The sequence below is a fragment of the Butyrivibrio sp. INlla14 genome (genome assembly GCF_900102515.1).
Classification (GTDB): Bacteria; Bacillota; Clostridia; order Lachnospirales; family Lachnospiraceae; genus Butyrivibrio.
On record NZ_FMVS01000009.1, the window covers coordinates 107,330 to 121,092 of the forward strand.

Sequence of the window (13,763 nt, forward strand, 5' to 3'; positions counted from 1 at the left end):
TTATGGATTTTCTTTTTGATTTTAACAGAACAACTTTACACATGCCCACCATAAGATTTTTCGATGTGCTTGAAATCTTTATCATAGCATTTCTTGTATATCACATTTTGGTATGGGCCAAGGATACAAGACTATGGTCTCTTCTAAAAGGGGTCATAGTTATTGTTGTGTTTATACTTATTGCAGCTATTTTCAATATGACCACTATTTTGTGGATTGTTGAAAAGGTAGTAGGAATAGCCATCACTGCTATGGTCGTTATATTGCAGCCTGAGCTTAGAAAGGCACTTGAGGAATTGGGACGAAAGAACTTTATATCGAATTTCTTTACCATCGGAGATGGCAGAGTAGAAGAGAGATTCTCAGATAAAACTTTGAATGAGATCACAAGAGCCTGCGTAGAGATGGGGAAGGTGAGAACAGGAGCTCTTATTGTTATTGAGCAGAGCCACCCTCTTACTGAGTTTGAGAGAACAGGAATTGATGTGGATGGAATAGTAACAAGCCAGCTCCTTATCAATATTTTTGAACACAATACACCTCTTCATGATGGTGCAGTTATCATCAGAGGCAACAGGATAACTTCAGCCACATGTTATCTTCCTCTTTCAGACAATATGGGGATTGGTAAGGATCTTGGAACAAGACATCGTGCAGGTATCGGTGTATCAGAGGCAACAGACGCCCTTGTTATCATAGTATCTGAGGAAACGGGCAAGATCAGTGTTGCCTATGAAGGAGAACTTGAGAGAGCTGTTGACAGTGACAGACTTCGAGAGAGGCTTAGAGTTATTCAGAACAAGCACAAGACAGATGCTCCTGTCAAGCATTTTGCCAGAAAGGCCAGGGCTAGGAAATGAAGAAATTAACAGCCAACTGGGGATTGAAACTGGCATCACTGATATTTGCAGTAATAGTGTGGTTTTTGGTAACTAATATCAATGACCCTATCACTTCAGTTAGATACACCAATATCCCGGTAACTATCAAGAATGGAAACCTGATAACTGACAAGGGTCAGGTTTATACAATACTGGATGGCAGTGATACGATAAGCTCTGTGGCTATTTACGCTCCAAGAGCTGTGATAGATTCGCTCAGCCCCAGTAACATAGTTGCTACTGCTGATATTCAGAATCTGTCCAGTCTCAATACTGTTAAGATTGATGTGACTACCAACAAGTATGTTGATAAGATTCAGAATTATTCTCTTAGTTCAGATGTGGTCAAATTGAACGTTGAGAGAAAGGCCAGCAAGAGCCTTGCTCTTAGTGCCTCGACTTCCGGAACAGTAGCTGATGGCTATGTTATAGGTGATGTTACTACAGAGCAGAATATGGTCAGGATAAGTGGACCAGAGTCCTTTGTAAACAGTGTAGTGAAGGCTTCTGTTGACGTAGATGTAACAGGCTTTACATCAAACATCGGTACTGATGCGGATATAGTTCTGTATGATGCTGAGGGTAATGCTCTAGATATAGCTCAGTCCGGTGTATCTATGAACATAAGGACTGTAAGGGTCAACATTCAGATTCTGGAGACCAAGTATGTTCCTGTCAGGTATATAGTCAAGGGTGAACCGGCAACTGGATATGCTCTTACAGGGCAGATAGATTCTACTCCTGATGAAGTATTGGTTGCAGGCAGGAGCAGCGCAATATCTTCCATTGACGAACTGATCGTAGAAGATGATAGTCTTGATGTAGCTGGACTTACAGCTAATCTTACTACTTCGGTTGATCTATCCAGTGCGCTTCCTTCAGGAATCAGCTTTGGAGACAGTGATTTTAATGGTACAGCTTCTGTAGTAGTGTATATTGGTCCGGTCGTTGAGAAAACTTTTGATATCAGCACCGATAAGATATCAATTGACGGTTCAGTAGACGGATTTGATGTTTATATCGATGATAGTGAGTATACTCAGGTGTCCTTGACACTTCAGGGACTTAGGAGCAATATAGATGCGGTAAAAGAGTCAGATATTACTGGTTCAGTCAGCATAAGTGATCTAATGACAGCCAATAATCTGACAGAGCTAAAGGCCGGAACCTATGATGGTTACATCTCCTGGAAACTGCCAGAAGGTGTATATGTTAAATCGGCAGTTAGTGCTTATGTTACTGTAAAAGAAAAGGAATAAAGAGGTTTTATTTATGAGTAGATTATTTGGAACAGATGGTGTAAGAGGTGTAGCCAATGATGAGCTTACTCCACTTCTTGCAATGCAGCTTGGACAGGCAGGAGCGTATGTGCTTTCAAAAGAAGTTAATCACAGACCTACTATCATGGTTGGCTGCGATACTAGACTTTCAGGAGATATGCTATCGAGTGCTCTTATGGCGGGGGCATGTTCTGTCGGAGCTGATGTAGTAAATGTTGGAGTAATTCCTACACCTGCTGTGGCCTATCTTACTAGGAAATACAGAGTGGATGCAGGTGTTGTTATTTCTGCTTCCCACAATCCTATGGAATTCAACGGAATCAAATTCTTTGATGGCAATGGATTCAAACTTCCAGATGCTATGGAGGATGAGATAGAAGAGCTTATCAGAAACAACATGGAAGGCGTTAAGATGCCTACAGGAGCTGGAGTTGGTAAGATCAAGAATCGTACAGATGCAAGAGAAGAGTACATCAACCACAATTTAAATGCCGTTGATATTAATCTTTCCGGAATGAAGGTTGTAATGGACTGTGCAGAAGGCGCATCTTTCTATACTTCTGTCGAGGCTATAAGACAGCTTGGTGCAGAGGTTGTAGTGATCCACAATAATCCGGATGGAACCAATATCAATGCTAACTGTGGCTCAACTCATATGGAAGAACTTATGGGAAGAGTAGTTACTGAGAAGGCTAACATTGGACTTGCCTTTGACGGCGATGCTGATAGATTCCTTGCTGTTGATGAGAATGGCAAAATGGTAGATGGCGATGAGATCATGGCTATCATCGGTAAATTTATGAAGGACAATGGCAGACTCAAGAAAGACACTATTGTTGCTACAGTAATGAGTAATCTTGGATTTTTCAAGATGGGTGATAGAGAAGGCATCAAGATTGAAAAAACTAAGGTTGGAGACAGATATGTACTTGAGCATATGAAAGAGATTGGAGCTAATCTCGGTGGTGAGCAGTCAGGACATATTATTTTCCTGGATGATAATACTACTGGAGATGGACTTTTGTCAGCGCTTCATCTTTTAGAGGTAATGGTTTCCACAGGCAAGCCTCTTTCAGAGCTTGCAAAGGTTATGGAAGTAATGCCTCAGGCACTTGTTAATGCTCACGTTCCAACACACAAGAAGGATTCTTATATGGAGTATCCTGAGATTGCTGGTGCAATTGCAAATCTTGAGAAACAGTTTGCAGGCGATGGAAGAGTTCTTATAAGGCCTTCAGGAACAGAGCCACTTGTACGAGTTATGATCGAAGGTAAGAATCAGGAGCAGATCGAAGAGGAAGCAAAGAAGCTTGCAAAGCTCATCGAGGAGGTTATGCTTTAATGGTAAGCCAGAAGGTAGTAATTACAAACCCTACAGGACTTCATTTAAGACCTGCAGGCAATCTGTGTAAGGTAGCTATGAACTATAAGTCACATATTACTTTTAGCTATGGTGAGAATACAGCTAATGCTAAGAGTGTTCTGAGCGTCTTAGGTGCTTGCATAAAGTGCGGAGATGAGTTGGAATTCAGGTGTGAGGGCCCAGATGAGCAGGAGGCAATGGATGCTCTTGTTCAGGCCATTGAAAGTGGACTGGGTGAGTAAAACAAAAAAGGGGAAGATGAATGAAGAGATTTAAAGCTTTTGTTTTGGCGGGAATAACAGCTTCAATGCTTATTGGCTGTGGTAAATCAAGCGATGATGCTGTAGTTGGTATCAGTATTGAGAAGCTTGAAGACATAGCTCCAGTTGTTGAGGCAACAACAGAGGTTTCTGAAGAAGTTGTTAATGAGGATGAACCACCACGTGAAGGAATGGTCAGAAGCTATTTTACAAACGAGTGGGTTGATGAATCTGTTAATACAACAAGGCCTTTGGCTGTAATGTATCCTATCAACAAGGAGGCACAGCCACAGTACGGACTTAGCAATGTGTCAGTATTCTATGAGATCATGGAAGAAGGCAGCATGAGCCGTCAGATGGGTATCGTTCAGGACTGGGAAAATCTTGAGAGAATCGGTAATGTAAGAAGTATCCGTGACTATTTTGTATATGCTGCTCTCGAGTATGATCCTGTAATCATTCACTACGGCGGTCCAGAGCTTTATGTAAGCGGTATTCTTACAGGTAAGACAAGACCCAATAAGGTTGATGATGTAGATAACTTAAATGGTGTTGGTGGTAAGGCAATGGGACCAGATTATGGTGCATTCTTCAGAGTTCCTGAGGGAAGTACCTCTGAGCACACAGCTTTCACAGATGGTTCACATGTAAAGGCTGCTATTGATAAGGCAGGATTTTCACTTACACACAGGGCTGAATATTTCCAGGAGGGTTCACATTTTACTTTCACAGGTTATTCAAACCCTAATACTCTTGATGCATATGCTGATGCAGTAGAAGCAACAGATATTGACATGTCTGGCTGCTACCCTGTTACCAAGTCAGCTCTTACATATGATCCAGAAAAAGAGGTATATCTTAAGACTCTTTACGGGTCAGCTCAGAAGGATGCCATCACAGGTGAACAGCTTGCTTTTGCCAATGTAGTCATCCAGAGAACTTATCATGAGGTTCGTGACAGTAACGGATATCTTGCTTATCAGATGCATGACAAGACAAGAGATGGTTACTATCTTACAAAGGGCAAGATGATCCATGTTACTTGGGAAAAGACATCAGACTACGAACCAACCAAGTACTACGATGACAATGGAGAAGAGGTTGTATTCAATACAGGAAAGACTATGATCTTTGTCATTCAGGAAAAGGGCGGTTCATTCTCAACCTTTAAGGTTAATGGGACAGAGTACGCTGATTAATGAATTGTATTTACTGCGGACGGCAGAAATGCCGTCCGTTCTGTTCAAAAAGAAATGATTTAAGGAAGGCATTTTATGGATAAGATTATTGTTACAGGCTGTAATGGTCAGCTTGGAAGAGCAATCAATAAGGAACTTTGCACAAATAGTAACATTGAGATAATTAATACAGATGTGTTTCAGGGAGATGGAATTACTCCTCTTGATATAACAAATGTTGATGCTGTAGTAAACCTTGCAAGGAAAATCAAACCTGCAGCTATTATCAACTGCGCTGCGTATACTGCTGTTGACAAGCAGGAATCCGATGTTGATCTGTCTTATAAGATAAATGCCATTGGACCTAGAAACCTTGCTATTGCAGCTACAGAAGTGGGAGCCAAACTCGTACACGTGTCAACTGACTACGTATTTGAGGGTAATGGAACAAGACCATATATAGAGTTTGATAAGACTGGCCCTGTCAGTGTATATGGCAAAACAAAGCTTGCCGGAGAAGAATTAGTCAAGCAGTTTGCAGATAAATACTTTATTGTAAGAACTGCATGGCTTTATGGTGATGGCAAGAACTTTGTAAAGACAATGCTCTCTCTTTCAGAGAAGATGGATGAGATCAGTGTTGTAATGGACCAGCAGGGAACACCTACAAGCGCCAAAGAGCTCGCTAAGGCTATATGCTATCTTTTCCCTACAGATAATTTTGGAACATTCCATGGAACTTGCGAAGGAAGCACAAACTGGGCTGACTTTACAGATGAGATTTTCAGAATTGCCGGAAAGAGCACTAAGGTTAATCATGTTACTACCAGAGAATACCTTGAGAAAAATCCTCAGGCTGCTCCTAGACCTGCCTACAGTATTCTTGAAAACTATATGCTTAAGCTTACATCTGACTATATGTTTGCAGATTGGCACGATGCGATAGAAGAGTATTTGAAAGAACTTCTGTAACAGAGGTAGGAAAGTTTGGAGAATTATATGCAGTATATTTATGAGATACTTAGTAATAAGATACTTATCGCATCATTTTTTGGCTGGCTTTCAGCACAGTTTTTAAAGACTATTATTTATATACTTGTAAATAAAGAATTTAATGCGGAAAGACTTCTTGGAGATGGCGGAATGCCAAGTTCACATTCAGCTACAGTAATGGCTCTTGTTACATCAACAGCATTTTATTATAGCTTCAGTAGCTTTGAGTTTGCAGTTTCTGCAATTATGGCTCTTATCGTTATGCATGATGCTATGGGTGTCAGAAGAGAAACTGGAATTCAGGCTAAGGTCATAAACAATATGATGGAATGGTTTCAGGAGATGAATAGCGATATTCCAGTAGAACAGAAGCTAAAAGAGTTTGTCGGACATACACCACTTCAGGTTTTCTTTGGCGCAATCCTTGGAATAGTGATAGGTATAGTGGTTTGCAACTTTTTATGATTTTTTGATGCGGGGGCAATTAGTACATGCTATCTGTTGTACTTATTTGGATATATGTTTTAATCACAACTTATTTGACGGGGTTTGCTTTTCTTAAGTTTGTAACATCGCTTGAGTGTATGCATTCGCAGAAAGGCAGTAAGGGAACCTACAAGAAATATAATACACATTTCAGGGCGAGCTTTATAGTAGCTGGTCTTGTGGTTAATACAGTTTACGCTGAACTTTTTAGTATCTTTGCAGGCGTTGGTATTGCTGCAAATGTACTTATGATTGCGTTCTGTGTACTTATTGCAGTTTATTACAGAGAGGAACTGATTGGCGACTTTATTGATGTGAGTCGCCTTTTTGTAACTGGTTATACAGGATACTACTATCTTTTGATCTTTCTTATAATGGCCTATGGAACATCACATGGGTTAATGCATTACGACTCAGATTTATATCATGCGCAGGCAATCCACTGGATAGAAGATTATGGCGTTATTAAGGGGCTTGGAAATCTTCATGTCCGTTTGGCTTATAATAGCGCTTCCTTCGCATTATCAGCGCTCTATAGTATGAGCTTTATAACAGGACAATCCTTCCATGTTATGGCTGGCTTTTGTGCTCTGATGCTAGCCTGGCAATGTCTTGATCTAAAGGATATCGTAAGGAGAGGTCATCCAATAATATCTGATTTTGCAAGAATAATGGGCATATACTATCTGTTCATGGTGTTTGATGAAATAGTAGCCCCAGCATCAGATTATTTCCTATCAACATTTATATTTTATATTGTAATAAGGTGGCTTGATATGAATGTCAAGCATGAGCGCTCTTATGTGCCTTACATCATGTTGTCACTTCTTGGGGTATATGCTGTTACTATTAAACTCTCAGCTGCTCCGATACTGATACTTGCGATCATCCCGATATACAGACTCTTATCAGGTAAAAATCCAGGCAAAAGAAAAGCGCTTTTGATCTCAGTATTATTAGCTTTTATAATTGCAATCCCATATTTTATCAGGAATCTGATAATATCGGGCTGGCTGGTCTACCCGGTAACAGCCATAAACCTCTTTGGTGTAGATTGGAAGATCCCTAAGGGAATTGCCGATTATGATGCCAAGGAGATCAAGGTTTATGGCAGAGGATTTACTGATGTTGAGACTTATGGTGATATGCCCTTAAGTCAGTGGCTTCCGCAGTGGTTTGCAGGTATTCATGGACTAAACAAGATCATGGTGATACTTGATATAGCAGCTATAGCAATCTACCTTGTTTGCCTGGTGTATTTCTTTGCTGTCGCAATCAACAAAAAGACAGAGTTTGGAAAGAAAAAGGTATTTAACATAAGTCGCCATAGCATGCTAAATTTTGCTGATTTTATTACTATTAGCACTACCATGGTTGTATGCCTTTTATTCTGGTTATTTACGGCACCACTTATAAGATATGGAGAGGTCTATGTTTGCCTTACCTTTGCAATTATCTTTGGAAGACTGCTTGTCCGTGGTTTTAATCTACTTGATGCTGATGGCATATTTGCAAAGAGACTAATCGCTATAACTGCCATCATAATAGCTGTATGGGTAGGATATAAAGGTGTAAATGTGGTCAAAGAGGATATGCCAAGGTTTAATCCGGATTATCTATTAGTTCAGCAGGATTATGGCAGGTATGAAGCAGATACTTTCCAAATATCGGGAATGACATTCTATTATCCAGTTGAAGGAGACAGGATAGGATATGATCTTTTCCCTTCTGCTCCTAAGAACATGGATGGAGAAATTGAATTTAGAGGTTATGATATTTTCAGTGGTTTCATGCCATTGAAAAATTAGTAAAGAAATTCTAAACAAATGATAAGAACCTAAAAAAAGAATAAAAAAGTCTAAAAAAGCGTTAATTTATCACGCTTAAGCTTCGAAATAAAGTATCATACTAGTAGGGAAAGAGGTGATACTTTATGAAGAAAGCATTTGCGATTTGGTTAGCTTTTTTGATGGTATCGATGATCTTAACACCAGTAACTGCCAGAGCGTCCAGTGAAGAGGATGTTCTTGATCTGATGAATTCTGTGAGGGAATCTGCAGGGCTTGATGCTTTCACAATGGATTCAGATTTGCAGGAAGTTGCCTATGTGCGGGCAGAGGAGTGTGCAGAGAAGTTTTCTCATACTCGTCCTAATGGGCAGGCCTGGTATACAGTATCAAATCTCACTAAGGGCGAGAATCTTGCTCATGCAAGAAACTTTAATCAGCAGAAGCCAGAAAATGTGGTCTATGCCTGGACATTAAGTAAAGGGCATTATGCAAACCTGGTGAGAGGGAGCTTTTCCTCAGTAGGAATTGCATATTATGTTGCCGATAACGGCGATACATATATTGCTTGTGAATTTAAATAAAAATGATCATAAAAATATACCCGGAAGAATGATTTCTTCCGGGTTTTCCTTTGCTTAATTTTATCTCTCTGCACGCATTGGATTATTGAGGAAGTCTTCATATGCAAGACGGATTCCATCATCCAACTCTGTAGTATATGTCCAACCAAGATTTGCAGCCTTAGAAACATCAAGTAATTTACGAGGAGTTCCGTTTGGCTTAGAAGGATCCCAACGAATTTCGCCTTCGTAACCAATGATCTTAGCAACCTTCTCTGTAAGCTCTTTTATAGTGAGCTCTTTACCTGTTCCAGCATTGACAGTCTCGTTGCCGCTGTAGTTATTCATAAGGAATACACAGAGGTTAGCAAGGTCGTCAACATAGAGGAACTCACGAAGTGGACTTCCATCGCCCCAACATGTAACGTAAGGAAGATTCTGCTCCTTGGCCTCGTGGAATCTACGGATAAGAGCAGGAAGTACATGTGAATGAGTTGGGTGATAGTTATCATTTGGACCATAAAGGTTTGTTGGCATAACTGAAATGTAGTCGGTTCCATACTGTCTGTTAAGGAACTCGCAGTATTTAAGCCCTGAAATCTTAGCAAGAGCGTAGGCTTCGTTAGTCTTCTCAAGCTCAGAAGTCAAAAGACATGACTCCTTCATAGGCTGTGGAGCCATTCTAGGGTAGATGCAGGATGAACCAAGGAACTCAAGCTTCTTACATCCATTTCTCCATGCAGCATTTATAACATTCATCTCAAGGATCATGTTGACATACATAAAGTCGGCAAGGGCTTCTGAATTACCCATGATACCACCAACCTTGGCAGCTGCAAGGAAAACATACTCGGGCTTTTCCTCTGCAAAAAACTTCTCTACAGCATCTTGTCTTGTGAGATCAAGTTCTGCATGAGTTCTGGTGATAATATTGGTGTAGCCCTGTTTTTCTAATTCTCTGACAATGGCAGAACCAACCATTCCGCGGTGGCCAGCCACATATATTTTTGCATTTTTCTCCACTTTATTTGCCTCCAATTACTTGTCGATACCCTTTTCAAGGAACTCGGCAAGGTTGAATTTTACGTGCTCATTGGCTCTTTCTACAGCAACCTTCTTCATGTCGTGCTCAACCATGATTCTTACGAGCTCTTCAAATGATGTTGTCTGTGGATTCCAGTGAAGCTTTTCTTTTGCCTTTGTAGGATCTCCTAAAAGGTTAACAACGTCAGTAGGTCTGTAGAAGTCAGGTGACACCTCAACGAGGACCTTACCTGTAGCCTTGTCATAACCCTTCTCATCTGCGCCTTCACCCTTGAATTCAAGTTCAATTCCAGCGTAGTGGAATGCAAGCTGTGCAAATTCACGAACAGAGTGCTGAACACCTGTTGCGATAACGAAATCTTCTGGCTTGTCATTCTGAAGGATGAGCCACATACACTCTACATAGTCCTTGGCATATCCCCAGTCACGAAGTGAAGAGAGGTTTCCAAGATAGAGTTTATCCTGCTTGCCCTGAGCAATTCTGGAAGCAGCAAGAGTGATCTTACGAGTAACGAAAGTCTCACCACGACGCTCTGACTCATGGTTAAAAAGAATACCTGAGCAGCAGAACATGTTGTAAGCTTCGCGATACTCCTTGATGATCCAGTAACCGTAAAGCTTGGCTACAGCGTATGGGCTGTATGGATGGAAAGGAGTCTTCTCGCTCTGAGGAACCTCCTCAACCTTACCATAAAGCTCTGATGTAGAAGCCTGGTAAATACGGCAAGTATCAGCAAGGCCACACTGACGAACAGCCTCAAGAACTCTAAGTACACCGGTTGCATCAACATCAGCAGTGAATTCAGGTGAATCGAATGAAACCTGAACGTGTGACTGTGCAGCGAGGTTATAGATCTCGTCTGGTCTAACCTTTCCAACTACACCGAGGATACTCATTGAATCTCCAAGATCTCCATAGTGAAGGTGGAAGTTAGGATGTCCCTCAAGGTGTGCGATTCTTTCTCTGTAATCAACAGAAGATCTACGAATGATGCCGTGAACGTCATAGCCTTTTTCAAGCAAAAACTCTGCAAGGTATGATCCGTCCTGACCTGTTATTCCGGTAATAAGTGCTTTTTTTGCCATACATTTGTCCTTTCAAATAAAAATATTTGCATATTTCTCTCACATTATAGTGCTGAAATTTTGCGATTAGAATTCACTTTCTTGATTTTGATTTGCATTATCTTGACGAGAGGATTACACTACAGATATCAGAACTATGTAGAGTCTGTGTTTTTTCAAAGGAAGGTATTATGGGAGAGAGACTGTTTCAAGGTGAATATGTATCCTCAGATAGGATGCTGTATACTCCATCAGAGTTTGCCAAATCAAATTTATTGTATTTACAGGAAATTGGAAGCCTGAAGGCTAGAAAGACCCACACCAGTAAAAGACAGAACCTTGACTCTTTTTTATTCTTTTATGTCAAGGAAGGAAGCGGAGTTTTAGACTATGGAGGACGAGAATATGTGGTAAGAAGCGGAGACTGCGTGTTTATAAACTGTAAAAACCCGTATTCTCACAGAACGTCAGAAGATCTTTGGAGTCTTGAGTGGATACACTTTAATGGAGAAAGTGCTCTTCCAATATATCTTAAATATGTGGAAAGAGGTGGGCAGCCAGTATTTCATCCAGATAAGGAACTAATGACGGAGGGGTTGTGGGATAGTCTTAATGCCATAGCCAGGTCTTCTGACTATATCAGAGATATCAAGATAAATGAAAAGCTTTCAAGCCTTATTACCTTTCTGATGAGTTTTAGCTGGAATCCTGAGACTGTACCAACTTCTGGCAATGCTTCTACACTTACTAATCTTAAAGACTATATCGATACCCACTATAATGAGAAAATAAGTCTTGATATGCTGGCGGATATGTTTCTTATAAACAAATACACTCTTTCAAGGGGGTTTAAGGAGCAGTTTGGAACCTCTATCATAAATTATCTTTTGATAACAAGAATTACCCATGCCAAGCAGCTTCTTAGATTTACAGATGAAACTGTCGAGGAGATTGGGAATAAATGTGGGATTTCGCCGCTCTATTACTTCTCAAGGATCTTTAAACAGATAGAGGGTATAAGCCCTCTTGAATACAGGTCGCAATGGAGTAGAAGTGTATAAGGGCCTCAGACGTTGAAAGAACCTTCCGATAAGTGTAAAATGTTTGGTAGGATTGCGTATCTATGCGCAAAAATCATAGCCATTTATGATGGGAGCAATAGTATGAAACTATTAAGTGTTATTGTCCCCTGCTACAATGAGCAGGACAATATTTTTGATTTCTACGATGAACTCATGAAGAATGAGGCATTTTTTAAAGAGAAAGATGTTGAGATAGAGCTTATCTTTGTTAATGATGGATCCAAGGACGAGACAGCAAAGCGTGTAAGAAATCTTCATGACAGAGATGAAAGAGTCCATCTGATAGATTTTTCCAGAAACTTTGGGAAAGAGGCTGGAATGTATGCGGGACTTAAGAGAGCTAAGGGAGATTATGTGGTTGTTATGGATTGTGATCTACAGGATCCACCAGCTCTTTTACCTGAGATGTACAAATATATAGTTGATGAGGGCTATGACAGTGTAGCCACAAGACGTGTTGACAGAAAGGGTGAGCCGCCTATCAGGTCGTTTTTTGCAAGGCAGTTTTACAAGCTGATCAATAAGATGTCCAATGCAGAGATAATTGACGGAGCCAGAGACTACAGACTTATGACCAGGCAGTTTGTGGATTCTATCCTTTCTCTTGAGGAATATAACAGGTTTTCCAAGGGTATATTTGGATGGGTTGGCTTTAATACTAAGTGGCTGGAATTTGAAAACATTGAGAGGAAGAAAGGTGAGACCAAGTGGTCATTTTGGAAGCTTTTCCTCTATGCTTTGGATGGTATTGTGGCATTTTCAACAGCACCACTTGCTATGGCATCAGTCTTTGGTGTTTTGTTCTGCTTTTTAGCTTTTATATTTATTATTTTTATAGTTGTGAGACAACTTACAGTAGGTGATCCCAATAACACTGTGGGCTGGGCTTCAACAATCTGTATAATCTCATTGGTGAGTGGAGTGCAGCTCTTTTGCCTTGGAATCGTAGGTCAGTATCTTTCAAAGGCGTATTTAGAGGTCAAGAAACGTCCAATGTATATTGTTAAAGAGGAGTTATAATGGTTAGCATTATTGTTCCTGTATATAATGCAGCGAAATATATAAAACATACTATCGAGATGGTGTGCGAGCAGACCTACAGGGATTGGGAACTCATTTTAGTGGATGATGCATCCTCAGATGGTAGCTGTGATGTGATTGAAAAGATAATTAGTAGTCAGGGAAAGAGGATAAGGCTGATCCGTAAGGATCGCAATGAAGGGGTGGCAGCCGCCAGAAACAGTGGAATCGATGCTTCTTCTGGAAGATATATAGCTTTTATTGATGCGGATGATGTTTGGAAACCAGACAAGCTGGAAAAACAGGTGGCCTTCATGGAGAAGACTGGTGCAGCTTTTTCTTTTCATTCCTATGAGTTTGGAGATGAGGAGGCAAATCCTACCGGAAGAATTGTGAGAGCCCCCAAAACTCTTAAGTTCAAAGAAGCTTTATCCAGAACAGTTATCTTTACTACTACTGTTATGTTTGATACTGAGAAGATTGATATGGAGATCATCCATATGCCACAGGTTCCAAGTGAGGATACGGCTACCTGGTGGAGAATCTTAAAGAGTGGCTATGTGGCCTACGGACTTGACGAAAATCTGGCAATTTACAGAAGGCCGGGCAAGTCTCTTTCCTCAAATAAATTTGTTGCTATCGAGAGAATATGGTTTCTATACAGAAATATTGCGGATCTGTCAGTCATTAAGTCCTTTTACTACTTTGTGGGCTGGGCTGTGAGAGCAACACTTAGAAGATTGTGATCCAAAAGGGGATTT

General features: G+C 40.5%; 14 protein-coding genes. 12 read left to right on the forward strand and 2 right to left on the reverse strand.

Translation table 11 applies throughout. The annotated features are described in order from the left end of the window. Positions 1 to 2: 2 nt before the first annotated feature. The 9 genes from cdaA to BLO53_RS07815 all read left to right on the forward strand — a co-directional run bounded on the left by cdaA (position 3) and on the right by BLO53_RS07815 (position 8,812). Positions 3 to 860: a diadenylate cyclase CdaA gene (gene cdaA / locus BLO53_RS07775; RefSeq protein ID WP_026489025.1), complete on the forward strand. Its 858-nt coding sequence runs from the start codon at positions 3 to 5 to the stop codon at positions 858 to 860. Beyond that, positions 857 to 2,140, forward strand: a complete 1,284-nt coding sequence (locus BLO53_RS07780) for a CdaR family protein (protein WP_092060262.1) — start codon at positions 857 to 859, stop codon at positions 2,138 to 2,140. Before cdaA ends, BLO53_RS07780 begins: the two co-directional genes overlap by 4 nt. Before the next feature lie 13 nt (positions 2,141 to 2,153). Then, positions 2,154 to 3,503: a phosphoglucosamine mutase gene (gene glmM, locus BLO53_RS07785; protein ID WP_092060265.1), complete on the forward strand. Its 1,350-nt coding sequence runs from the start codon at positions 2,154 to 2,156 to the stop codon at positions 3,501 to 3,503. Further along, positions 3,503 to 3,766: an HPr family phosphocarrier protein gene (locus tag BLO53_RS07790; protein ID WP_092060267.1), complete on the forward strand. Its 264-nt coding sequence runs from the start codon at positions 3,503 to 3,505 to the stop codon at positions 3,764 to 3,766. The genes glmM and BLO53_RS07790 overlap by 1 nt, the downstream gene beginning before the upstream one ends. Before the next feature lie 20 nt (positions 3,767 to 3,786). After that, positions 3,787 to 4,983, forward strand: a complete 1,197-nt coding sequence (locus tag BLO53_RS07795; protein WP_092060269.1) for a DUF3048 domain-containing protein — start codon at positions 3,787 to 3,789, stop codon at positions 4,981 to 4,983. A gap of 75 nt (positions 4,984 to 5,058) precedes the next feature. After that, positions 5,059 to 5,934 (forward strand): dTDP-4-dehydrorhamnose reductase, encoded by an 876-nt coding sequence (rfbD, locus tag BLO53_RS07800; RefSeq protein WP_092060271.1) that lies wholly within the window; start codon positions 5,059 to 5,061, stop codon positions 5,932 to 5,934. 27 nt (positions 5,935 to 5,961) lie between these two features. After that, positions 5,962 to 6,420, forward strand: a complete 459-nt coding sequence (locus BLO53_RS07805; RefSeq protein ID WP_092060273.1) for a divergent PAP2 family protein — start codon at positions 5,962 to 5,964, stop codon at positions 6,418 to 6,420. A gap of 26 nt (positions 6,421 to 6,446) precedes the next feature. After that, a complete protein-coding gene (locus tag BLO53_RS07810; RefSeq protein WP_092060275.1) occupies positions 6,447 to 8,249 on the forward strand; it encodes an LIC_10190 family membrane protein in 1,803 nt (600 codons plus the stop codon). Between the two features lie 125 nt (positions 8,250 to 8,374). Continuing rightward, on the forward strand, positions 8,375 to 8,812 hold the full coding sequence (locus BLO53_RS07815; RefSeq protein WP_092060277.1) for a CAP domain-containing protein: 438 nt from the start codon (positions 8,375 to 8,377) through the stop codon (positions 8,810 to 8,812). A gap of 60 nt (positions 8,813 to 8,872) precedes the next feature. Here BLO53_RS07815 and BLO53_RS07820 read toward each other — a convergent pair whose 3' ends face one another. Together BLO53_RS07820 and gmd are read right to left on the reverse strand one after the other, a co-directional pair. Further along, complete coding sequence (locus BLO53_RS07820; protein ID WP_092060279.1) at positions 8,873 to 9,814, reverse strand: GDP-L-fucose synthase family protein; 942 nt, start codon at positions 9,812 to 9,814, stop codon at positions 8,873 to 8,875. 15 nt (positions 9,815 to 9,829) lie between these two features. Then, positions 9,830 to 10,921, reverse strand: a complete 1,092-nt coding sequence (gene gmd, locus BLO53_RS07825) for a GDP-mannose 4,6-dehydratase (protein ID WP_092060281.1) — start codon at positions 10,919 to 10,921, stop codon at positions 9,830 to 9,832. 170 nt (positions 10,922 to 11,091) lie between these two features. Between gmd and BLO53_RS07830 the strand changes: the two genes are divergently transcribed. The 3 genes from BLO53_RS07830 (at position 11,092) to BLO53_RS07840 (ending at position 13,748) form a co-directional block, all read left to right on the forward strand. Then, positions 11,092 to 11,961: an AraC family transcriptional regulator gene (locus BLO53_RS07830; RefSeq protein WP_092060283.1), complete on the forward strand. Its 870-nt coding sequence runs from the start codon at positions 11,092 to 11,094 to the stop codon at positions 11,959 to 11,961. A 102-nt stretch (positions 11,962 to 12,063) separates the two neighbouring features. Beyond that, positions 12,064 to 13,002, forward strand: coding sequence for a glycosyltransferase family 2 protein (locus BLO53_RS07835; protein WP_092060286.1), 939 nt, complete (start codon positions 12,064 to 12,066; stop codon positions 13,000 to 13,002). Further along, positions 13,002 to 13,748, forward strand: a complete 747-nt coding sequence (locus BLO53_RS07840) for a glycosyltransferase family 2 protein (protein ID WP_092060288.1) — start codon at positions 13,002 to 13,004, stop codon at positions 13,746 to 13,748. The genes BLO53_RS07835 and BLO53_RS07840 overlap by 1 nt, the downstream gene beginning before the upstream one ends. Positions 13,749 to 13,763: the final 15 nt, after the last annotated feature.

Coding starts and splice junctions, on each gene's coding strand:
- cdaA (WP_026489025.1), top strand. CDS start 3: ATGGATTTTCTTTTTGATTTTAACAGAACAACTTTACACATGCCCACC.
- BLO53_RS07840 (WP_092060288.1), top strand. CDS start 13,002: ATGGTTAGCATTATTGTTCCTGTATATAATGCAGCGAAATATATAAAA.
- BLO53_RS07835 (WP_092060286.1), top strand. CDS start 12,064: ATGAAACTATTAAGTGTTATTGTCCCCTGCTACAATGAGCAGGACAAT.
- glmM (WP_092060265.1), top strand. CDS start 2,154: ATGAGTAGATTATTTGGAACAGATGGTGTAAGAGGTGTAGCCAATGAT.
- BLO53_RS07795 (WP_092060269.1), top strand. CDS start 3,787: ATGAAGAGATTTAAAGCTTTTGTTTTGGCGGGAATAACAGCTTCAATG.
- BLO53_RS07830 (WP_092060283.1), top strand. CDS start 11,092: ATGGGAGAGAGACTGTTTCAAGGTGAATATGTATCCTCAGATAGGATG.
- BLO53_RS07815 (WP_092060277.1), top strand. CDS start 8,375: ATGAAGAAAGCATTTGCGATTTGGTTAGCTTTTTTGATGGTATCGATG.
- BLO53_RS07805 (WP_092060273.1), top strand. CDS start 5,962: ATGCAGTATATTTATGAGATACTTAGTAATAAGATACTTATCGCATCA.
- BLO53_RS07780 (WP_092060262.1), top strand. CDS start 857: ATGAAGAAATTAACAGCCAACTGGGGATTGAAACTGGCATCACTGATA.
- gmd (WP_092060281.1), bottom strand. CDS start 10,921: ATGGCAAAAAAAGCACTTATTACCGGAATAACAGGTCAGGACGGATCA.
- BLO53_RS07790 (WP_092060267.1), top strand. CDS start 3,503: ATGGTAAGCCAGAAGGTAGTAATTACAAACCCTACAGGACTTCATTTA.
- BLO53_RS07810 (WP_092060275.1), top strand. CDS start 6,447: ATGCTATCTGTTGTACTTATTTGGATATATGTTTTAATCACAACTTAT.
- rfbD (WP_092060271.1), top strand. CDS start 5,059: ATGGATAAGATTATTGTTACAGGCTGTAATGGTCAGCTTGGAAGAGCA.